General features: G+C 49.2%; 14 protein-coding genes. 8 read left to right on the top strand and 6 right to left on the bottom strand.

All coding sequences use genetic code 11. The features are described 5' to 3' along the window. Window positions 1-80: 80 nt before the first annotated feature. The 4 genes from C9I92_RS00700 to bcsE form a co-directional block, all read right to left on the bottom strand. A complete protein-coding gene (locus tag C9I92_RS00700; RefSeq protein WP_146149650.1) occupies window positions 81-890 on the bottom strand; it encodes a YjjW family glycine radical enzyme activase in 810 nt (269 codons plus the stop codon). A gap of 183 nt (window positions 891-1073) precedes the next feature. Next, complete coding sequence (gene bcsG, locus C9I92_RS00695; protein WP_047885499.1) at window positions 1074-2705, bottom strand: cellulose biosynthesis protein BcsG; 1632 nt, start codon at window positions 2703-2705, stop codon at window positions 1074-1076. A 4-nt stretch (window positions 2706-2709) separates the two neighbouring features. Next, window positions 2710-2871 (bottom strand): hypothetical protein, encoded by a 162-nt coding sequence (locus C9I92_RS25315; protein WP_169776029.1) that lies wholly within the window; start codon window positions 2869-2871, stop codon window positions 2710-2712. Beyond that, complete coding sequence (gene bcsE, locus C9I92_RS00690; protein WP_047885498.1) at window positions 2868-4451, bottom strand: cellulose biosynthesis protein BcsE; 1584 nt, start codon at window positions 4449-4451, stop codon at window positions 2868-2870. The genes C9I92_RS25315 and bcsE overlap by 4 nt, the downstream gene beginning before the upstream one ends. Before the next feature lie 468 nt (window positions 4452-4919). Between bcsE and C9I92_RS00685 the strand changes: the two genes are divergently transcribed. The 7 genes from C9I92_RS00685 (at window position 4920) to C9I92_RS00650 (ending at window position 18190) form a co-directional block, all read left to right on the top strand. After that, window positions 4920-5126 carry a hypothetical protein gene (locus C9I92_RS00685; protein WP_146149649.1) on the top strand — a complete coding sequence of 69 codons (207 nt, stop codon included), beginning with the start codon at window positions 4920-4922 and terminating at the stop codon, window positions 5124-5126. After that, complete coding sequence (bcsQ, locus tag C9I92_RS00680; RefSeq protein WP_084712567.1) at window positions 5123-5905, top strand: cellulose biosynthesis protein BcsQ; 783 nt, start codon at window positions 5123-5125, stop codon at window positions 5903-5905. The genes C9I92_RS00685 and bcsQ overlap by 4 nt, the downstream gene beginning before the upstream one ends. Before the next feature lie 3 nt (window positions 5906-5908). Next, window positions 5909-8545, top strand: a complete 2637-nt coding sequence (gene bcsA / locus C9I92_RS00675; protein WP_047885496.1) for a UDP-forming cellulose synthase catalytic subunit — start codon at window positions 5909-5911, stop codon at window positions 8543-8545. Next, complete coding sequence (gene bcsB, locus C9I92_RS00670; protein WP_047885495.1) at window positions 8535-10823, top strand: cellulose biosynthesis cyclic di-GMP-binding regulatory protein BcsB; 2289 nt, start codon at window positions 8535-8537, stop codon at window positions 10821-10823. The genes bcsA and bcsB overlap by 11 nt, the downstream gene beginning before the upstream one ends. Next, the gene (gene bcsZ, locus C9I92_RS00665; protein WP_047885494.1) at window positions 10820-11959 is read left to right on the top strand and encodes a cellulose synthase complex periplasmic endoglucanase BcsZ; all 1140 of its coding nucleotides are present in this window, start codon (window positions 10820-10822) and stop codon (window positions 11957-11959) included. Before bcsB ends, bcsZ begins: the two co-directional genes overlap by 4 nt. Then, the gene (locus C9I92_RS00660; RefSeq protein WP_249037517.1) at window positions 11950-15774 is read left to right on the top strand and encodes a cellulose synthase subunit BcsC-related outer membrane protein; all 3825 of its coding nucleotides are present in this window, start codon (window positions 11950-11952) and stop codon (window positions 15772-15774) included. The genes bcsZ and C9I92_RS00660 overlap by 10 nt, the downstream gene beginning before the upstream one ends. Window positions 15775-16321: 547 nt before the next feature. Next, the gene (locus tag C9I92_RS00650; RefSeq protein ID WP_084712566.1) at window positions 16322-18190 is read left to right on the top strand and encodes a L,D-transpeptidase family protein; all 1869 of its coding nucleotides are present in this window, start codon (window positions 16322-16324) and stop codon (window positions 18188-18190) included. Window positions 18191-18397: 207 nt separating this feature from the next. On the opposite strand, the gene C9I92_RS00645 is transcribed toward C9I92_RS00650, so the two are convergent. Continuing rightward, complete coding sequence (locus C9I92_RS00645) at window positions 18398-19354, bottom strand: TerC family protein (protein WP_047885492.1); 957 nt, start codon at window positions 19352-19354, stop codon at window positions 18398-18400. 451 nt (window positions 19355-19805) lie between these two features. On the opposite strand from C9I92_RS00645, the gene C9I92_RS00640 reads away from it, so the two are divergent. Continuing rightward, window positions 19806-21230, top strand: a complete 1425-nt coding sequence (locus tag C9I92_RS00640; RefSeq protein ID WP_047885491.1) for an FAD-dependent oxidoreductase — start codon at window positions 19806-19808, stop codon at window positions 21228-21230. A gap of 124 nt (window positions 21231-21354) precedes the next feature. On the opposite strand, the gene gabT is transcribed toward C9I92_RS00640, so the two are convergent. Beyond that, window positions 21355-22626, bottom strand: coding sequence for a 4-aminobutyrate--2-oxoglutarate transaminase (gabT, locus tag C9I92_RS00635; RefSeq protein ID WP_047885490.1), 1272 nt, complete (start codon window positions 22624-22626; stop codon window positions 21355-21357). Window positions 22627-22633 lie beyond the last annotated feature (7 nt).

Here is a 22633-nt window from a genome sequence, read left to right as displayed (position 1 = left end):
TGATACTATTGAAAATCGAAAGCATTGAAAAGTGAATGAATGGAGCGGATGGGTCGGAGCGAATGCACTGCCTTGCCACATTAGCTCTTCCTCTTTTCAAGCCCGCTTTGGCAGACGCTGGTTATTCCCAGTAACCTGAGTTGTTCAGTAAATTCGACTGCTTGATAGTGGGTGCAGATATCCCAGTTCACTACCTCACTATCCATACCATGATGCTGAAATCGATTGATTTGAATCTGCGCTCTATCTGGTAATTGTCCTAAACAACGGGCAAGCTCAATTAACTCTTCTTCAAAATCTGTGATGCCCGGAATATAAAACAATTTCAGCGCTTCCACTTTGTCATGACGTGACAGTAAAGCAATTGATCTAATTACTCGGTGCTGATCTCGAGCGGTGACCCATTGGTGGGTATCTGCTTGCCAGGTTTGAAGATCAATCATCGCTCCATCCATAAACGGCATCAGTCTCAGCCAGCCTTCCTCACTGAAACAACCGCTACTGTCGATCAAGCAAGTCAAATGACACAGTGCCGGACTGTTTTTGATGGCGGAGAAAAGCGCCACCGTCAATTCTAACGCCAGATCGGCTTTCAGTGTTGCCTCATTACAGCTAATCGTGATGCCAGATATAAAAGGTAGCTCGCGATGAATATGCGTCAATGCCTCTTCAACGGACAGTGCAAAAGTGTTGGCAGCAGGGTCGCACAGGCAAGATGGAACCCGGTAACTCACAACATCTGTTGAGGGGAGAGAAGACGAAGGAGTATGGCAATTGGGACTGCGGGAACGGCAATTTTGCAGATACAGTGCTAAGCGGTTGCCCGGTGCGCTGTGGCAGGAAAAGTGCAAAATATCACTGCTAATGGTAGTTAGAAGGTCAGGTTTCATTGTTCTTTCCGATGTAAATGATGACGGCAGGAACGATAAAACGGCTCAGCATACGCGGCCAGAAGGTTAAATAGAGTTTAGCCTGAGGTTGCAGTACTCATCCGGCGGGTTACTGGATGAGTACTGTGGTCTTTCAGTCAGTCGAATGATCTATTCCTGGCTGACTGAGGTACGTGGTTTGCGTTATTTAACCGGGTATTCACTCCAGCTTGATTCATCCAGCGTGACATAATACTTGCCATTTACTTCCATCATCGTAGAACCAGAGTTTTGAGAAACCATACGAGTTTCAGGCAGACCCTTAGTTAAAGCGATTGGAGAATAACGCTTGGTTTTATAAATGTCCTGTTCAAGGATGTTCGCCACCAACTGAGATAAAGACAGATAACTGGATGGTGCCTTCACTGCGACGCTGTCACCAATACGTTCCATCCCTTCACCAAAGATTTTTAGCCCTACTGGTGTGTGAACAATGGTCGGAGCCGGTATTTCACGCATACCGGAGATTTGCATCCGATCACCACGCATACCTGCTCCGTGCTCTGGAACAAGTGCGACCACGATGTTGCGTTTTGATGCCTTCAAGGTCTGGAAGAAATCGTACAAGTCATCCAGTAAATTATTGAGGCGTCGCTTGTAACTCACCATGGAGGTTGACGAGTTGGCGCTGATGATACGGTTACCGTCATGAAGCGAGATGGTATTGTACAGAGCCACAACTTTGTCGCTGTTACTGGACAAGCGTTCGTTCCACCAATGATTTAAGACTTGCTTATCCCTGAAAATTGTCGAGCCATCAAATGACTTCTGGTAAGGGGTTAATCCCGTCTGAGGCATCATATTGGCTTGCAGGTTGCCGTTTTTCTGGATCAAATCCAGGAAGCTGTCAAATACACCGTTATGGTTCAATAACAGGTTTTCTTCAAAGCCCAGGTTTTTCAGGTTGTCGAAAAGGTAGCACTGTTGAGTTGGTGCAGGTTCAAAGAGCGCGTCTTGCTTTTGTTGGCCACAGCTGGCTCGAAGCAAACGAATGACCGCCGGACCACTGTACGAGGTAGCAGCACTGAAATTATCGAACATAATGTCGAATTCTTTGAACAGGGGATGGTCACCAAGGCCGGTAATTTCGATGTCATCCCAAGCAACAGAACAGATACTGAGAAACAACAGATCAAACGGAACATCGTTGCTGCTGTCTGCACTGAAATTAACCTGACGAGCTGATTCCCGTTCAAAGAAGTCCGCTTTAAGGTTGTTTAGAACACTGTCATTGATTTCAACAGGTGTTGTTGTCATGTTTCCTTTGCTACCGGCCGCAGTACCTGTTTGCTGGTTTGTGATCGGCGCTGCCACCACGGTTTGTGCTGTCTGCTGTTGGGGGATACTGATGTACATCATGGTTGCTACAACAAGTACCGACACACGCAAAAACTTACTCAATATGTAATAGGCCGTACAGAGCACGAACAGCACGATCATTACCTGATATGTGACAAATCGTCCCAGTAATTCGATGAGATAAGCGGTTTCAAACTGCAGCAGCTGACCGGTTTGTGCCCATAGCCGATCCAACGGCGGCAGGTATGAATCGTAGTGCATCAACCAGACAGCCAATGGAACCGCAACGATATGGCGGGTCACATTGATTGCTTTCTGACGCAGTGGAAACAAGATCAACAGTAGCAGAGCAAAGTTCTCGACAGGGTGGAAGTCAATTACCCCCTGTAAAAACAAGGCAATCTTGATAATAAAGTACATGTTCCACCAACCAAGTCCCTGCAGTAGGGTTGGGGTGTTTTTCGAAGTGGTCGTCATTGTCTTATTTCTTAGTAGTCATATCTTGTTCAAAGTAACGCGAACGTTTGAGATTTCGTTGATAAAAGCGTTTACCGCTCTCAATTAAATCCCGAATGAAATAACCTACAAGCAATCCTATGGTTAAACTAACTCCGGTTGTGAGTAGGAAATCATTAATATTCATGCGCTCACCTTAACTGAAAGCGGTTTTTTGACGGCATAAAGTGATGGCGTGTTTTCGTTTGATGTTGGCTTTGATGAGAAAATACGTTTCTCTGTAGCCAGCATTGAAACTTCTTCAGAAATTATCACTTCATTTTCATCAATCTTTTTGAGCTCAATTTCGATATCATGGTGATTCTCGAAAGTTCGAACAGAATGGAACAAATCCCTCACCGGAAACTCAAAAATATTGTTTAGCGCAATATTAATGTCATCTTGCCTGATTGCACTAAACAGAACATATAGCGCTTTATCACTCGCAGTAATAACATCGCCATCGCGGCGAATATGACAAAGACGTAAACATTCTTCTGCATTCATACCCGGAAGTAACTGAAGGCGAATTAACGCAAAGCGAATATTAGATTGTAGGGATTTATTCAATACGTCCCGACAATAATGTGTAAAGTCGCTATTGTGTAAATATCCTTTTCGGCCGAACTTTTGATCATATTTAAGCAACTCTTCAAGACTCTTTGGCTGAGGACGGATAAGTATTTGTCCTTGAATAGCTTCAACCTGTGTCATGAATCTTACGAATGGCACCTGGAAAGGTGAGATCAGATTCACCCCCGCCCGCATAAGAAACTTTTCATCCGCGTAACGTAAACACTGACTGGTTTCACGAATAATGATTTTGAGTTGATTACCAGCTCGGTTACGAAGTTGGAAGCAATCAATCGTTAATTGACGGATCTCGCTCTGACTGCTGCAACTGAAAATCACCGTAGAAGCACGCGGACTCTGGAGTAAGCCTAATAATGCTTTATTGTTCTCTGCGATATACACGCCTTTGGGCGGAATAGTATTATCGCCAAGTACATCTTGACTCAGATACATACGCTCACTGTCTGCTTTATCTTCAATTAGCATGCTTGGTGCTGCACTTTCATTCGTCTCGGCAATAATTTCGCCATTTTCGAGCCGGGACAAAATATACTCAACATCTGACTTTACACCGTGAGTGTTAGACCAGAAATCCACCAGGTAACTGTAACGGTACTCGTCCAGTACGGTCATCGTTGCGAGACCTGATAAATAACTGTTGGCTGTTAGCAGCTTGGGCTTTAGCAGGGACAGTGCCAGTGAACCGTATATAAAAAGTTGTACTGTTGCTGTGTGTTTTTTTGAAAAGGAGCTGAACCTTTTCAAAAAATCATTAATTTCTGCATCACTGCTATTTGAAAGTAATGCGTCAGGAATAAGAAGAATAAAAATGGATTTATTCTGAATTTTAATACGGCACAGATCTTCAGATAGATCAGAAATATTAATTAACTTTGATGAGTATTTAATATTAAGGAAATAGGTATTCTTTATTCGTGAATTGACGCAAGCATTAAATTGCTCTTGGCTGTGGTTGTTTAATCCCGAATAAAAGGATTCTTTATCAGAACAGCTTGTAAAGGTAATGTTATCTTCAACAGAGCAAGAATTTGCAAGGTAATCGATTGCTAAGCTTTTATGTGAAAATAAATTGACATAAACAGATCTCAGCTGTTTTTCGCTTGTAATAGCAGTTAGGCCTTGAACGCCAGACATAAAAATACCTTAAATTCTTGCAACTTAAGAAAGGTTATAGCCTTTCAGTTAGTGCCTTTAAACGTCTTCTGACAGAATTTTATCATTAGTGACAAAAAAATGGCGCTTTAATCTTAAACTAAATTGATAAAAAATAAAAATAGATATACAATTTTGCGCAATAGTTGTTAATGGATAAGTAAATCAATTAATTACAAGCAAAAAATCACAAGTAATTATATTGTCAGGGATAATATCATTTTTAATGATGTGTTCTTATCAGATTCATCCTCTTTGATGACAATGCTTGTGATGTGCAGAACTAAGGTCTCAATTCTACCATATTGTGTTGATTCTTGTTTGTGACTTGATTACAAAAACTTAACAGTCTGGTTTTTCATGTAGCGTGCCTAGCTCAAGCTTCTTCTTAGTATTTTCGTAAGCAACATCAAGGTTGCGTTAACCCTCTCATATTAGTGGATGATTGTTGTGTCAGAATCAGCAAAAGATATTAATGCGATCTATGCATCATATAAGGTGAACAATCACCAGTACATTGAAATTACAGAAAAGGAAGCGTACCTGCGGGCTCGTCGTAAATGGCTGGTATTGCAGTCAAATGAAGATATCGCTTCAACCCATACAGACCAGAAAGGGCACTCCTTTGCTGGCACTGAACAACAGGATACTGTATGAAGCGACTACTTTTTGTCAGCCTAAAAGGTGGATGCGGCGCAACGACAGTGACCGCCAACCTAGCTCAGGCTCTGGTTAAGATCAACAAGCATGTGCTGGCGATTGATACGGCGCCGGCTAACCTGCTGCGCCTTCATTTTGGCCTTCCTAATTTTACTACTGACGGATGGGCACACCATCTGTTCAAAGGGCTCCCATGGTATGAGGCTGGCTTTGAGAGTCCTCAGGGTGCTGCCTTATTACCTTTTGGCCAGTTGTTACCGGAACAACGACAGCAATTTGACGCTTCGCGCGAACAATACTTGGTTGACCTGAATAAGCAAACCTACCTGCTTGATTCTGCCGACAGGGAACAATGGATGTTGTTTCATGCGGAAATGTCCGATCTGAATGCTTCATACCTGGCAGAAGCTGTGGCATCGATGGATGCGGTGTTTGTTGTTGTAACGCCAGATGCCGTCAGCTACACGGTTTTACAGTCATGGTTAGAGTCGCATCCTGCGGCAGAGGTGTTAAGCAAACAAGGCAAGCTGCGATTTATCGCCAATAAATACCAGCCAGAAACGGAAGTTGGCCGCGATTTTATGCTGGTACTGAAACAGGAACTGGCTGGTCTTCTGGTCCCGGTTATTGTTCATCAGGATACGGCTCTCATGGACAGTGTCGCCAACCTTACGACAGTTCAGCACTATGCGCCGGCCAGTCAGGCGGCAAAAGATTTTCAGTCGCTGGCATTCTGGTGCGTGTCGTTTCTGTCCTCACATCAACTTGATGACTAGATTATGTTTCGTAGCCTGAATCTCTTTTTTCAGGACTGGATTGTTGACCAGTTCAAAAAGCAAAAGCGAACTTACGAACGTGAGTGGGATTGCCGTGCGTCCTGGATAGGGGAGTGCTGTCTGACAATCTGGCTCAGCTTTGCCTTTATCTTCTTAAAACCAACAATCGCAGGTGTTCCGTCATGGAAACTGCCGTTGGTGTATTTCCCGCAGATTAACTTTGCTGCACCGGGGTTACTGGATCCTCTTCGCTTTATCATCCAGAGCATCTGGCTGCTGTGTTTCAAACAGCAGGCGACGATGGCTTTTCTTGAGCGTTTACATCTTCTGGCCGGTAAAGCATTGGATGTCCTGACAGAGTGCTTCTACCTGCCGTTTGAATTCATTACCAAAGGTGTGCAATGGCTTGAGAAGAAGGCGAATCAGGCGAAATCACCTGAAGTTCGAGAACAGATGAAAGCCAGTAAGTCAGCGATGTTGCTGAATTATCTGTTGCTGTTTGTGGTTGTGTTCCTGGCACTGCTGTGTTTTACCGTACCATTTGGGTATCAAGCGCAAATCGTTTTTGTTCTTCTGTTATGGTCGTTGGCGATGATGTTTCGGCGCATGCCGGGACGTTTCCCGACGATGTTGCTGATCATTTTGTCGGTCACCGCGTCGTGCCGTTACCTGTGGTGGCGATACTCTTCCACGCTCAACTGGGATGATCCGCTTGCCTTGTTTCTTGGCGGCATTCTATTACTGGCAGAAACCTATTCCTGGGTCGTGCTGATTCTGGGCTATTTCCAGAATATCTGGCCGCTGAATCGCAAGCCTGTGGCATTGCCGGATGATCAGTCTTTATGGCCAACAATCGACATTATGATACCGACTTACAACGAAGATTTAGACGTTGTAAGGGCAACTGTGTACGCCTCGCTGGGGGTCGACTGGCCGAAAGATAAGCTGAAGATCCATATTCTGGATGATGGTAAACGCGACAACTTTCGTGAATTCGCCAAAAGTATTGGGGTGAATTACATCCGAAGGCCAACGAACGAGCATGCCAAAGCCGGTAATATCAATTACGCCCTGAAGCAGACCAGTGGCGAGTACGTGGCGATCTTCGACTGTGACCATATTCCAACCCGGGCCTTTTTTCAGCTCACCATGGGTATGTTTCTGAAAGATCCGAAACTGGCGCTGATTCAGACGCCACACCACTTTTTCTCGCCGGACCCGTTTGAGCGTAACCTGTCTAACTTCCGGAATGTGCCGAATGAAGGCAACCTTTTCTATGGCTTGATTCAGGATGGTAATGACTTGTGGGATGCAACGTTCTTCTGTGGTTCTTGCGCCATTTTGCGTCGTGAACCGCTTGAAGAAGTTGGCGGGATTGCGGTTGAAACGGTAACGGAAGATGCGCACACGTCGTTACGTATGCACCGTTTGGGTTATCACTCTGCGTATCTGAAGCAGCCGATATCAGCAGGTCTGGCGACAGAGACCTTGTCAGCCCATGTGGGGCAGAGGATTCGATGGGCGAGGGGGATGGCGCAGATCTTCAGGGTCGATAACCCCTTTAAAGGTAAAGGGCTGAAATTGTCCCAGCGCTTGTGTTATGCCAATGCCATGCTGCATTTTTTATCGGGCATACCACGGATTGTGTTTTTGATCGCACCACTGGCTTATTTGCTTCTGCACTCTTATGTGATTTATGCACCAGCGTTAGCAATCATTCTGTACGTGCTGCCGCATATGATTCACGCCAGCATGACTAACTCGCGGATGCAGGGCGATTATCGCTACTCATTCTGGGGTGAGGTCTATGAAACGGTGCTGGCCTGGTATATCGCAAGGCCAACCACAGTTGCTTTGTTTGCGCCGCATAAAGGAACCTTTAACGTAACTGCGAAAGGTGGTCTGGTCGAGAAGTCACATTACGACTGGGTTATCTCCCGGCCATATCTGGCACTGGTTGCGCTGAATATTTTAGGTCTGGCAGCCGGTGTTTACCGACTCGGATGGGGGCCGCAGGACGAAATTGGTACTGTCATTGTCAATATCGTCTGGACGCTATACAACCTGTTGATTCTGGGGGCTGCTGTCGCGGTGGCTGTAGAAGCCAAGCAAGTACGTAAAGATCATCGCGTTGAAGTTTCTATCCCTATTGCCGTTCGACTCAATTCCGGGCATTTGGTGCAGGCGGAAATGAAAGACTTCTCTTTGGGTGGTGTTCGCATTCAGATGAGTGAATCTGAGGCTGATATCGGTTTGTTCGAGAATGGGCAGCCGCTGGACGTCGTGCTCAATCGTGGCGGCCATGAGTATGTTTTCCCTATGGTTGTCGCTTACGCGCGCAATGGCATCGTTGGTTTGCAGTTGTCTGAACTGACTAACCAGCAGCAAATTGATTACGTCCAGTGTACGTTTGCCCGCGCGGATACATGGGCAAAATGGCAACAGAGTTATCAGTCAGATAAGCCTTTGTCGAGCATGCAGGCCGTTCTTCTTGTCGGGCTTAATGGTTATAAGCGATTGCTTAAGCACAGTCCGAAGCCGGTTACCGTTTGTGTCAGTGCGGTAATGGCAGGTTGCAATTTTATTTGGTCATTACGACCTCGAAATGTCCCAAACAGGACCATTATTCATGAAAATTAATAAAAAAATAACAGCGCTTACTGCGGCATTAAGCCTTGCCTGTCTGGCAGGTGATGCTGCCGCTGTGGAAGTCAGTCAGCTTTCTTCAGTTTCCAACGATCAGTCTCAAACTCCTGATGCTTCCCTTGTTATCAAGAAGGTGATGCCGTTTAACCAATTGGGCTTTAACCGCTCGATTGCGATGTTGGGCAGTGAGGCAAACGCATACATTGGCTTTGGTTCCCGTCTTGATGAGGTGGTGTCGAAGGCTAACTTGTACTTTGATGTGACACCGTCACCTGCATTGTTGTCACTGGTTTCGCATATCAAGGTGTACCTGAATAATGAACTGATGGGTGTCACTTCCATTGAAGATGGTCAGCAGGGGAAAAAGCTCAGCCTCTCGATGCCTTTGGATACGCGCTTTTTCAGTAACTTTAACCAGATTCGTTTTGAACTGATTGGTAATACCAAAAAAGAGTGTTCAAACCCGAATGACTCCAGTATCTGGGCCGAAATTAGCCAGAGCAGCCGTATCGAAATGTACGTGCAAAAGACGGAACTGGAGAGTGATCTGAGTTTACTGCCAGCGCCTTTCTTTGATGTGCGTGATTTCAGCCCGCTGAATCTGCCGATTATCATGGGAGATAACTATTCGCTCAGTGAAATCAAAGCGGCCGGGGTCTTGTCATCCTATTTTGGCTCGTTAGCCGGTTGGCGGGGCGCTCACTTTCCGCTGAGTTTTGATAGCGTTCCTGAGCATAACGCCGTGGTATTTGTCAGCAATGACAACAAACCGGCGTTTCTGCGTGATTTTCCTGATGCCGATGGCCCACGCTTGCAGATCATCAGTCATCCGACAAATCCGTATGTCAAACTGCTGCTGGTGATCGGCCGCGACAGCAATGATCTGAACACGGCAGTGCAGGGACTGGCGCTGGGTAACCAGTTGCTGACCGGTCCCATGGCTAAAATCAACGAGGTCAAGCAGATTAAGCCTCGGGTGCCGTATGACGCGCCAAACTGGGTTAGCACCAGTCGCCCGGTCGCGTTGTCAGAGCTGGTTGAACAAAAGAGCATGCTGCAGGTAGAAGGTCGGACACCGCCGCCGATCAATGTCAGCTTGCGTCTGCCGCCGGATCTGTTTACCTGGCAGAGCCGAGGTATTCCGATGGATTTGAGCTACCGCTATTCACCACCGACTAAAGATAACTCAGGGTCGCGCCTGACGCTGAGCATTAACGATCAGTTTGTGGAAGCCTTCAACCTGACCACTTCAGGACAGGGTGGTGATTCCAACCGCGTTCGTGTCCCTCTGCTGGATGACAGTTTTCTGAGCACTAACGATCTGGTTCGTATCCCGGCGTTCAAAGTGGGCAGTGAGAACCAGATTGAGTTTGAATTTGGTTTTGCATCGGTGACTGACGGGCAATGTCTGGTCACGCAACCGAGCAAGCAATATGCTGTTATTGATGGCGATTCGACCATCGATTTCAGTGGCTTCCCGCATTACATTGAAATGCCGAACATGCGTGCCTTTGCGACGTCCGGTTTCCCGTATACGCGTATGGCTGACTTGTCTGAAACCGTGGTTGTCATTCCGCAAAATGCCTCACGTGAAGCGTTGCAAACGTTTATGAATGTGATGGGCTCTCTGGGCGGTGACTCGGGCTATCCGGGCATTAAAGTCACGTTAACGGATCAATGGGATAAAGCGGCGCTGAAGAATAAAGACATTCTGAGTATTGGTGTGGTGCCAGAACTGAAAGACGCTGCGCAAAATGCTGATCAGGTCAATCTGGTTCTGCAAGCCGGAAAACGCCAGATTCTGTTGCCGGGTAAAAACGAACAACAGCTTGGCTTGAACTGGATGAATCCGTCCAATAGCAAACAGGATGCCGCTGATTTCGTCTCTGTTGAGGCGAGCGGTTCGTTTGCCGCCATTACGGGCATGGAATCCCCATTTACGCCAAACCGTACTCTGGTCTCCATTATGGCATCCAAACCGGCAGACTTTGCCGCGGTGGATCAGGCAATCACTGATTCCGGTAAAGTGGCACACATGTTTGGTTCTGTGGTGACGCTGCGTAATGGTGAGGTCGCCAGTTACAACGTTGGCTCGCACTACTATATGGGTAAATTACCGGTATGGCAGCTTGTCTGGTATCACTTCTCAAATCATCCGGTGATCGTTGCTTTCTTTGCTGCTCTGCTGGTGGTGATTGTGACTATCGTACTGTGGCGGGTACTGCGTCAGATTGCCCAGAAACGCACTGAAAATACCGAGGACGAAGAATGAGAAAGTGGATTGCGATCCTGACCATGATGCTTTCGTTACAGGTGCTTTCGTCACAGGTGCTTGCTTCCCAGGAACTGGCGAACAGTTGCGACTGGCCGCAATGGGAGCATTTTAAGTCTGTCTACATGAAGCAGGGGCGGGTCATTGACGGGAGTGATGCCCGTCTGATCACCACTTCTGAAGGGCAGTCGTATGCGCTGTTTTTTGCTCTGGTCGCGAATGACAAACAGGCATTTAGTGACGTGCTGGACTGGACGCAAACACACCTGAGTGGTGGTGATTTAACGGCTCGTTTACCGGCTTGGCTGTGGGGCCGCAAGCCAGATGGTCAATTTGGTGTGCTGGATGCCAATCCGGCCTCTGATTCTGATCTGTGGATCGCATATTCACTGGCGGAAGCCGGGCGTATTTGGGACAACTATTATTATCAGTCGCTGGCTTACCTGCTGGCCAGCCGGATTTTGCGTGAAGAGACAATTACGCTTGATGGTATCGGAATGGTATTACTTCCGGCACCGGAAGGGTTTGCGCAGGGTAATGGTGAATTCCGGATTAATCCGAGTTATCAGCCGCTTCAGCTGGTTGCAAGAATGCATTCCCTGTACCCGCAGCCGGAATGGGCATCCTTGTATCAATCCAGCACCGCCATGTTGATGAAGACGATGCCCGCAGGTTTTAGTCCTGATTGGGCAAGGCTGAAAGGCGGGCAATATTCAGCAGATGCTGAGACTGGACCGGTAGGCAGCTATAACGCCATTCGTACCTATTTATGGGCGGGGATGCTGGATGATAGTGTCGAAGAAAAAGCGCGCTTAGTAAAAGCCATGCAGCCAATGGTGAAGGCAACAATCGAGTTGCAAGCGCCGCCAAGAGAAGTGAATACCGTTGAAGGGACTTATTCCCAATCTGGAAGCGCCGGTTTTTCAGCGGCTATGTTGCCATTACTGGCCGCTTCCGGCCAGCAGGCTGTCCTGGCTTCACAGGCTGACCGGGCATCAGCAGTGTTTAACCACGACCGTTACGATCACTACTATGACAATGTGCTGGCGCTGTTTGGTTTAGGCTGGCACAACGAGCGTTATCGTTTTGGTCCTAAAGGCGAACTTCTTCCTTCATGGAGTAATCAATGCCAGTAAGGACAGGTCCAGCTTTAAAACCAGCCGTAAAAATAAGTGTAACGCATCTGATGCCTGTTGCTTTGGGGGTAAGTAGCCTTTTTTCCTCCCTGAGCGCACACGCCGGTATCCAGCAGATTTCGACGGCACCTTTAACCAAGGCTCAACTTGAGGCGGTGTATCAGCCGGTACAGCCAGCGCAGTTTGCGACGGCTGTGCCTCGGGTTAACTCGGTGGAGTGGTTGTTGAATCAGCTTAAGCTGGCGGATGCGGTCGGACGGGATGATATTGTCGAAAGCACGCTGGAACGATTATTCGCCATTGAAGAGAATCATCCTGCCGGGCTTTATTATGAAGCCAATATGTACCTGAAAAGGCAACAACCCGAACTGGCCCAGCAGGTTTATGAGCGTCTGAAAAAATCAGCGCCTCGCTCAAGCCACACTCAGGCGTTAGGCGTCATTCTGGCCCTTCGCGGTAAAGACAGGCTGGCCTATCAACATGCCCGCTTACTGGCGAAATCAGGTCGTTATCAGGAAGCGCTTTCCGCGTATAACACACTGTTTCCCCAAGGAATGCCGTCACCGGCATTGCAGCTGGAATACCTCCAGCTGGAAGGCAATCTGAGCAGTCGCTGGGCGGACGTTAAACGCGGGCTGGAACGCCTGAATGCTGATTACCCGGGAGTGCCGCAATATCAGCTGGCACTGGCCAATCATATTATGAAAGAAAACCCGGCGGATCCCTGGGTGCTGAACACTTATCGTCAGCTTGCCTTTACCCCGGGATTGGGAACGACTGTCCGTAATTCATGGATGAGGGCTTTGGATATCGTTCCTATCTCGGCCGACGTCGTTAAGCAATACTCTTTGCTTGCCAGTTATTTTCCTTCGGACATGGATCTTCAGCGAGCCAGTCAGGGAGCGGCTAAGCGATGGGAAATCGAGCAGGAGCTGAGGAAAGATCCGACTTATCTCGCTAAGCTGAGAGGCTTGAAGCTGCTGGATGAAGGGAAAAACGCGCAGGCGGAAAAACAGTTACGTTACGCTTTATCGACACGACCTCAAGACCCTGACATTCTTGGCGGGCTGGGGTTGGTTTACCTGAGAGCGGGCAATCAAAAGCAAGCGCTCAATTATTTCAAGCAGGCGCTGGCGCTGAATACCAACCCGGATACGCAGTCCAAATGGGAGAACCTGGTTCAGACGTCGAGTTACTGGACCTATCTGGACGACGGGGACAAGTTTGCTGCGCGGGGCAATTTTTCCAAGGCTGAGCAGCGCTATAAAAGCGCCATCACCATCGATCAAAGCGGGCCTTACGCGTTTACATCGCTGGGTGCGTTATACCTTCAGCAAGGTAAGTACGCTGCCGCGGACAGGTATTACCGTATGGCACTTGAGCGGGATAAGCTCAATGGCTCAGCGCTTCGTGGTCGTCTTGATGTGCTGTTAGAGCAGGATGATGCTGTTGGAGCTCTGAAACTGGCGCAACGCTATACTCCGGCGCAACAATCTGTGGTTGCCGATAAAATGGCGGCTATTCAGTCGGACACTATTTTGCGCAATTTGCGTACAGCCATGGCGAATGATGACAGAGCCGGGACAGAGAAATATCTGGCAGCGTTGATTGAGGTTAATCCAACGTCACCGTGGTTACGTCTGGATATCGCCAATGTGCTGCTGTCTCTGGGCGAGCGATCCCGGGCTGATGCACAGATGAAGCGATGGGCGGCCGAGACTGCGGATCCTGAAATGCAGTTTGCGTATGCCTTGTATCTCGCGGATACCGAGCAGCCGGATGCGGCCATCGCGGCACTGGAACGTGTGCCGGTAAACAACCGTACTGAGTCGATGCAGCGCAATCTGATCCGGTTGCAACTGAACCGTGATCTTACTGATCTTCATAAGCAGTATGCGATCTCCCCGTCAGCGGTCAGAGAGACACTTCATCGTCTGGAGAAACAGTTTGCGGGTCAGGTTCAGCCTCTTTCTCGTATCGCGAATGCATGGGTAGATGTAGGGCATCCGCAAGAGGCGGAACGTATATACCGAACGTTACAGCCTTCCGGTAGCTGGGACGCTGATGCGCATTTGGCGTATGGCGGGCTGATGGTCAGTCTCATGCATTTTGCCGATTTTGATCGCTGGTACAACACTCTGTCCCCTCAGCTCACGACAGGAAAACGTTCAGTTTCCGACAAACTATCAGCCTCTGAATTGAGGGAACTGGATGCTCTCCAAACCCGACGTTGGTTGGCAGAGGCCGATATTCTTTTGGCCCGTCACGATGCAAAACGTGCCTTTGACGGCTACGAAAAAGCGTCATCGGAGCAAGAGCCATATCAGACTCAGGGCCAGATAGGTATGCTTCTGGCTGCCGCAGAGTTAGGTGATAAAGCGCGCTATCCGAATTTGGTGGCGGCTTTAGATGCTAAGCGCCATTCACTTAGTGCGCGTCAGCTTATGGCTGCTGCGACAGTGCTACATCGAGTGGGTTATCAACAAAAAGCCAGTGAATTTAACGCATTGCTGGATAGTCGGTCGGACGCTGATGCCATGGACTATCGCGACAGTATGGCCATTGCCATGGACAATCAGCAGTGGAACCTGGCTGAAATGCGGGCCTATCAGGCATTAAACAGCGATCGTATCGAAAAACGCAAAGACACCGCAGTGGCTAAGTCTGAAACACCAACGCCCAGGGAGCTTTACGACACAGCAGACGATTACTGGTTAACCCGAAACGTTAAAACGGATATTGATAAGCTTCGTGATCGTACTGACGGCCATATTCTGATTGGTTGGGATTACAGCGCCCGTGACGGTGAAAATAAATCCAGTCAGATACCCATTGAAGCACGTATTCCGGTTACCCAATGGGAGGGGCATCTTCTACTGAGAGCGGATTATATCTCTGTCGATTCCGGTGAGCTGGGCTATTACGACAAAAATACTGACAAAGATATCACCAGATTCCGTAACAAGGCATCCGGTATGGCGCTGGGAGTTGGCTGGGAAGCCGAAAACTGGCGAGCTGACATAGGCACGACCCCGTTAGGTTTTAATCATTCGACCTGGGTGGGCGGTCTAAGTGTGGATGGTGATCTCGGAGATATTGGCTGGACGGCAACGGTATCGCGCCGTCCGGAGACCAGTAGTACGCTTTCTTATGCGGGAATGACGGTCCCTTCAGAGGCTTCAGACCCAGCCGGCACAGAATGGGGCGGTGTTGTACGAACCGGCGTGAAATTCAATGCCAGTTGGGACGACGGCGGATCTTACGGGTTCTGGAGTAGTGCGCAGTTCCATTTTATGAATGGTGAAAAGGTGGCCGACAACACGCGCCTGGGGCTGCTGGGAGGGGCATATTATAAGCTTATCGCTACCGATGATCGTCGCCTGAGTGTCGGGACTAACCTGATGTATCTCAGCTATGACAAAAATCTCAGCGAGTATTCGTTACTGCATGGTGGTTATTACAGTCCGCAAAGCTATTTTTCTATCTCTTTGCCGGTTAATTACTATGGTCGTTATGACAATACCTGGTCGTACTTGATCAGTGGCTCGGTATCGAACTCCTGGACGCAGGAAGATGCGCCTTATCTATCCAGTGGTCAGTCAGATACCGGAGGTGGTTTTGGTTACTCGCTGCAAGCTGCTTTAGAAAAACGAGTCAGTGAACGTTGGTATCTTGGGGCATCCTTTGATTTGCAACGGTCAGATTTTTACACGCCGAACCATTTTATGTTCTATGCCAAATATACCTTCAATGATCGCTGGCAGCCTATTGAGTTTCCACCAGCGGTACCGAAGCTATACAGTGATTTTGACTAACGCAGGCTGACTTCACATTCTGCTAAATGAACATGTCAAGTAGGGTGATTTAATGATGGGGGGCAGCCTCCATCATTTATCTGACAGATCTTATTCCCATTTTTTCGTCATCTTGTCTCAAGTTGTTTCAAATTTTTCTTCAGCCATTATTCTGATTATTTTTGCTGGACTGTTTTCTCAATGTTTACCCAATTTGTATCTAAAGTTTGCTGCGTGATAGCGACGGGGTTCTTGATTATTTCGTTTAGCTGAGAGTTATATTCATCAAATCCTGAAGTGAAAAAAATACAATCACTGTTTTCTATATCTGAAATCCAACGGTTTTGATCACGAATTGGTTTATCCCCATGAAAGATTGAGTGCAACGAGATGATAATATATGCGTTGTGTCTCATAATGTTGGTGATAATCATGACTATTTACTTGTCATGATGTCAAAAATTTGACTAAATATAATGAGAAGTAAATCACAATCAGGATGATTGATTACAATAACTCCCTCAAGGATTGAGCATTAAAAAGCATTGTTTAGCTCAGGGTACCAGTGATGTCTTGCTACCGACACCGACCAACCGCACTAAGTTTGTTAGCACTTGTGATAGGTGGTTATGCGCAACAGGCGCATTCTCTCGAGTCTGTTTCTGAACGTACGTCCGGCACTTCTTATGTTGTCTCCTCCGTGACGACTGTTCCGGGACAAATAAAACTTGTTCCATCTACTGACAGTGGCCCGGTGATATCATCGCCGGTGCGTGCTGCTGTCAGCCGACAGACGACGCCGGAAAACCCGCCCGCAGCGAGTGACGCTTCACGGTCGACGACGGCCAGTCACAAAGGGCTGGATTTCAGTCTTCTGGGTGCGAAGCCACTCGACAGCGTGGCGGCGTTGTGCCCGCATTCGGCGGCACAAGTGTGCTTTGCCGGGCCGGTTAATCGTATTTATGACATCAATGGCTACATGCCGCTTTGGAACACGAAAGCGTTACGTGATGCACTGTTTCTGCGTCTGACAGCTTTGGGTTACGCAGGTCTTGCGCCGGGTATCGAGCAGCGTGTGAAAGAGCTTAAAGAGCGTGAGCATGACAATGATCAACGGGGCTTTGATATTTTAGCGACCGACAGCTATCTGGTGTATCAGGCGTTTATCCGTCAACTGAAAGCCCAACCCAGTCGTCTGTTCCGCCATCAGTCGTTACTGCCCATTGAGCGCTCTGCACTGACGACACTGCCAGTCTCGGTGATCACCTCGGGTATTAATGAATCAACGCTGCTGAATGAATTGCAGGGTCGCCCGACGCTAACAGAGCAAATGTCACGTGTTGTTCGAATGGCCGAGAAGTACCAACGCTTACCGGCTCACCACTATACGCCTAAGGGGCGGGTGCTGGTGAAAAAAGGGCAGGTGATCCCTCTAGGCCATGAAATGCTGGATGTGTTGGTTGCGTATGGGGATATGAGCAGTGAGGTGGCTGACCATTATCGTGCAAGTCGTCAAATTCTCAATGACGGTGAAGTGAATCAGGCGATTCGCCGGTTCCAGCACCGCAACGGCATGGCAGATGACGGTGTTATTGGCCCGGCGACAGCGAAACAACTGGCGCTGCCGTATAGTGAAGTTGCGCGCGTGTTGGCGCTGAACCTGCACCGCAGTCAACTGGTCGCCAGCGGGGAAAACCGGCCGAGTATCCGGATTAACATCCCGGACTACCGTATGGAAATCGCTTACCACGATCAAATTGTGTTCGAGTCGAAAGTGATCGTCGGGCGTAATTCCCGTCCGACAAACCTGTTTTCATCGGCGCTGAATGTCATGGTGGTCAATCCGAACTGGAATGTGCCGGAAACCATCAAGAAAAAAGATGTGATTCCTAAAGCGAAAGCATCAACGGATTATCTGCGGAAGAAAGATCTGAAGATCATCCGCAGTTGGCGGGATCGCAGCGAGATCTCACCGGATCAGATCGAGTGGGCAAGCGTCACCCCAGAAACTTTTCCGTATGAGTTTATGCAGGGGCCGGGGCCGACAAATTCACTGGGGAATGTGAAATTCCTCATGCCTAACGACTACGCGATTTACCTGCATGATACCCCGGCGAGAGGGTTGTTCAACCGCTCTAAACGTAATCTGAGTTCGGGGTGTGTTCGGGTTGAAAAAGCGGCGGATCTGGCCCGGTTTATCATTGATTACCAGCAGCGGCCAAGCTGGCGCAGTTACGATAAGCTGGTGGCGGGCAGTTCCACGGATACTATCAGCTTGCCGCGAAGAATTGATGTAGACATGACCTATCTGACGGCATGGGTTGATGATAATGATCAGTTGCAGATGCGGGAAGATATCTATGGCTATGACCGGCCGACGGATGAGCCGGCTGATCCTGTGTTCTCGACAATGAAGAACTATCGTTATACCCAGTGATCGTGTCAGTCTCTGTGATAGTCAGCCACGCTTGACCGATGGCCGTCAACGAAAAAGAGCCCTGCAAATGCAGGGCTCTTCTGTCTTTGTATCATGGGGCAGTTTTTCTGTTTTCTGGCTTGCCATGCAGTTGCCCCCGTTTTTTTGGGTTTCCCGTTACTCAGCATGCCGCTATTCGCTCAAGAGTGTAACGGGTGCTCACGGACTTTAGTTGGATTCAGGCGCTTCAATACGTCGGGTTTTACGTAACGACGCGACAATCGCGACGGTGATAGTCACCACGATTACCCCTAGAGACACAAGGGTCGGGATGGCGTACGGCGTTTCCATCAGTAGCATTTTCACCCCGATGAAGCTCAGAATGAATGCCAGAGCCGGGCGCAGGTAGCAGAACCGGCTGAGCATGCCTTCCAGCACAAAGTACAGCGAGCGCAGACCCAACAGGGCAAAGACGTTCGCAGTCAGTACCAGAAACGGCTCTTTGGTGACAGCAAAAATCGCCGGTATTGAATCAAGGGCGAACATGACGTCTGTCATCGCGATCACCGCGATCACGATAAACAGCGGTGTTGCCATCCAGCCTTGACTGTCTTTAACCAGGAATCGGTGGCCTTGATAGCTGTCGCTGACCCGGAAGCAACGTTTAACCAGCCGGACCGGCAGTGACGTTGAAAAATCCTGATCCTCTTCTTCGTCTTCCCGCCACAGTTTGTAACCGGTGTAGAGCAGGAATGCAGCGAACACGTACAGAATCCAGTGGAACTGAGTCAGCAACTCAGCCCCGACACCAATCATGATCGCGCGAAGCACCAGTGCCCCGACGACCCCTAGCATCAGTACCCGAGGGCGAATCGCTTCCGGTACCGCAAACTGGCTGAAGATCAGGGCGAAGACAAACAAGTTATCGACACTCAGGGATTTTTCAAGCAGGTAGCCGGTCAGGAACGCGGTCGCGGCTTCACCATTGGTATAGCTGCTGTCCGGCGCCATCATCGGCCAGTAGAAATAAATCACCACGTTGAAAATCAGTGCCAGCCCGACCCAGAACAAGCTCCAGATGGTGGCTTTTTTGATCGTGACCTGGCCATTTCGGGTTTGGTATAAATCGAGCGCCAACATACACAATGTCAGCAGGGCAAACCCTTCGTAGCTGATAAGACTCATGAAAATCTCCTTTCACAGGTGCGCGAAAGGGGCGGGATGATGAGACGTGCCAAGACCTTTCGCGCATGAAAACACAGACACAGTTGTGTCAGTTCAATGGCGTTGGTCTCGTCAGGATGGTGGTTCCACCCTCGGCTGCCGGAAGCGTTGGCTTCGAGATGACGACAGACGAACTAAGGTGACTACTCCCCAAAGCGGGCGCATTCTAAGAAGAAAAAATAAAATACGCCAGTACTTTTTCAGCCCGTATCACTTTTTTGCCCTTGGTGTTGCTAAGTATCGCATCAAAGGAAAAGTAACTGGCTGGTGTTTTCAGTTATACGCTGTTTGTGAAGGATTGTCATTAAGCGTTCACAGTTGGTCGCTAGAGTGCCTTTAACAAATTTGGTCTATACCAATTTACTATCGTCATTCTAGTTCTGACAACAGCTGAGCGGGATAACAACACTACATGGCAAAGGACAAGCAACACAACGGGACTGCCAGCCAACCTTTCTGGTTTGCACAGGCAATGAAGCAGGAGCAGGGCGCTCAACCGAACGTTTTAACCAGCGATATTCAGACCGATATCTGTATCGTCGGAGGCGGGTACACTGGATTGTGGACGGCAATCAATATCAAACAGCAGCAGCCAGATCTGGATGTTGTGATTATCGACAAGGGATTGTGCGGAAGCGGAGCCTCCGGGAGAAACGGTGGCTGTATGCTGACCTGGTCAACAAAGTACCTGTCGATGAAAAAGCTGTACGGTGAAGAAGAAGCGGCCCGTCTGGTTGCGGCCTCGGAGCAGGCCGTTTATGAATTGGAAGCATTCTGTCAGGCCCACAACATAGATGCGCAACTGCGTCGCCATGGCGCCTTGTACACCGCAACCAGTCCGGCTCAGGAAGGCAGCATGGCCTCGGTGATGGCTGCGCTGGATGAGAAGGCGCTGAACAGCTGGCAGGCGTGGCAGGCCGACAAAGTCAAACGAGCCGCCGGCTCCGATTTGCACAGCGAAGGCTTCTATTCGCCCGCTGCCGGAAGTGTACAACCAGCGATGTTGGTGCGGGGCCTGAAGCGGGTAGCGGAGGAGCTGGGTGTGATCATTTACGAGAATACCCCGATGGAGAGTATCAACACTGAGGTGCCGGTGACCATTTCAACACCCCAGGGTGAGATTTATGCCCGCAAGGTGGTGTTGGCGCTGAATGCCTGGATGACAGAGCAGTTTCCCGAGTTCAGGCGCAGTGTGGTACTGGTCTCATCCGACATGGCGATTACCCGACCGATGCCGGACAAACTGGCGTCAATCGGGCTGGAGGATGGTAAAGCCGTGGTTGATTCCCGCACATTTGTGCACTACTACCGGACAACGCCGGATGGCCGTTTGATGTTGGGGAAAGGCGGAAACCATTTTTCGTTTGCCAACCGCATCAGCCCGGTCTTTGATGAACCCAGCCGTTACCAGTCTTTGTTGCGTGGGGCATTTGACCGCTTCTTTCCGACGCTGAAAGCGGAGAAATTTGTCGCCACCTGGACCGGGGCCTCAGATCGTTCTGTGACGGGCATGCCGTTTTTTGGGCGCATGAAACAAAATTCGGACATCATTTACGGATTGGGATATTCCGGTAATGGCGTGGTGCAGACCTGGATGGGGGGAAAGATCCTCTCTGCGATGGTACTGGATCTGGACAATGAATGGAGCCGGTGCGGTTTAACAACCGGACCGAAAGGGTACTTCCCGCCAGAGCCTTTCCGATGGACCGGTGCCATGCTGGTGCGAAATGCGATTCGACGTAAAGAAGCGGCGGAAGACGCAGGTAAAACCCCGCTGTGGCTTGATAAGCAGTTGGCTAAACTGGCCAATGCTGCCGGAAAGACAGATAAAGCATAACCGCCATTTATCGCTCTTTTTTGGTGGTGTTGCTCCGTTTGCTTGCTTGCAATAAAAAACACCGCCATGTCGGCTGGCCCCGACAGGCGGTGTTGGTCTTATCTCGGGATATCGTGAGACGTTATCAGGCTGTGGCTTTCAGTACCTCAGCCAGTTTGTTCAGACCCTGCTCCAGTGTTTCATTGTCAATCGTCAGCGGTGGCAACAGGCGAATGACATTGCCTTTCACACCACAGGACAACAGAATCAGGCCGGCTTGCTGTGCCTGACCGATAATGGCTTTCGTCAGGTCTGGCAGCGGCTTACCGGTTGCCGGGTCAGTAAATTCAATGGCAATCATGGCACCCAGTGCGCGGATATCACCCATGGCTGGCACGTCCTGTTGCAGTGCTTCCAGACGGGCTTTGGCAATTTCACCAATATTCAGGGCTTTGTTACACAGCTGCTCTTCTTCAATGATGTTCAGCACTTCAAGACCTGCGACACAGCCCAGTGGTGAACCGGCGTAAGTACCGCCCAGACCACCCGGGCCCGCGGCATCCATGATCGCGGCTTTACCGACAACCGCAGACAGCGGGAAGCCACCGGCGATACCTTTTGCCATGGTCATCAGGTCAGGTTCGATACCCAGATATTCTGTGGCGAACAGCTTGCCGGTACGGGCAAAGCCCGTTTGAATTTCATCGGCGATAAGGACAATACCGTGCTGATCACACAGGGCGCGAATGCGTTGAGCAAATGCAGGAGGCGCCTGGTAAAAACCGCCTTCACCCTGAACCGGTTCAAAGATAATGGCTGCCACACGGCTTGGTTCGATATCACAGCTGAACAGGTCGTCAATGGCCTGCAGGCTGTCATCGATTGAAATACCGTGGTACGCATTTGGGTAAGGCACGTGGTAAATCTCGTTCGGGAACGGTCCGAAGCCCGCTTTGTATGGTGCGACTTTACCAGTCAAACCCATGGTCAGGTTAGTACGGCCGTGGAAACCACCTTTGAAAGCAATCACGCCGCTGCGCTTGGTGTGGGCACGAGCAATTTTAATCGCGTTTTCAACCGCCTCGGCACCCGTGGTCAGAAAGACCGCTTTAGCATCCTGAATAGGAGCCACTGTTGTCAGTTTGTCAGCCAGCTCAACAAATGAGGCGTACGGCGTGACCATGGCGCAAGTGTGGGAAAATTTATCCAGCTGCTGCTTTACGGCTTCCACAATGCGAGGGTGGGAGTGGCCGGTATTGTTCACGGCGATACCGGCGGCGAAGTCGATATACTCGTTGCCTTCCACATCCCATACCTTGGCATTCAGGGCTTTCTCTACGTACAGCGGATACGCGGCACCCATGCCTTGAGCGATCACTTGTTGTCTTTGGTTGTGCAGTTCCTGATTGGATTTCATGTTCATT

The sequence above is a fragment of the Photobacterium ganghwense genome (genome assembly GCF_003025595.1).
In the GTDB taxonomy this organism is placed as follows: domain Bacteria; phylum Pseudomonadota; class Gammaproteobacteria; order Enterobacterales; family Vibrionaceae; genus Photobacterium; species Photobacterium ganghwense.
This window is presented reverse-complemented; position numbering and strand designations above follow the sequence as displayed.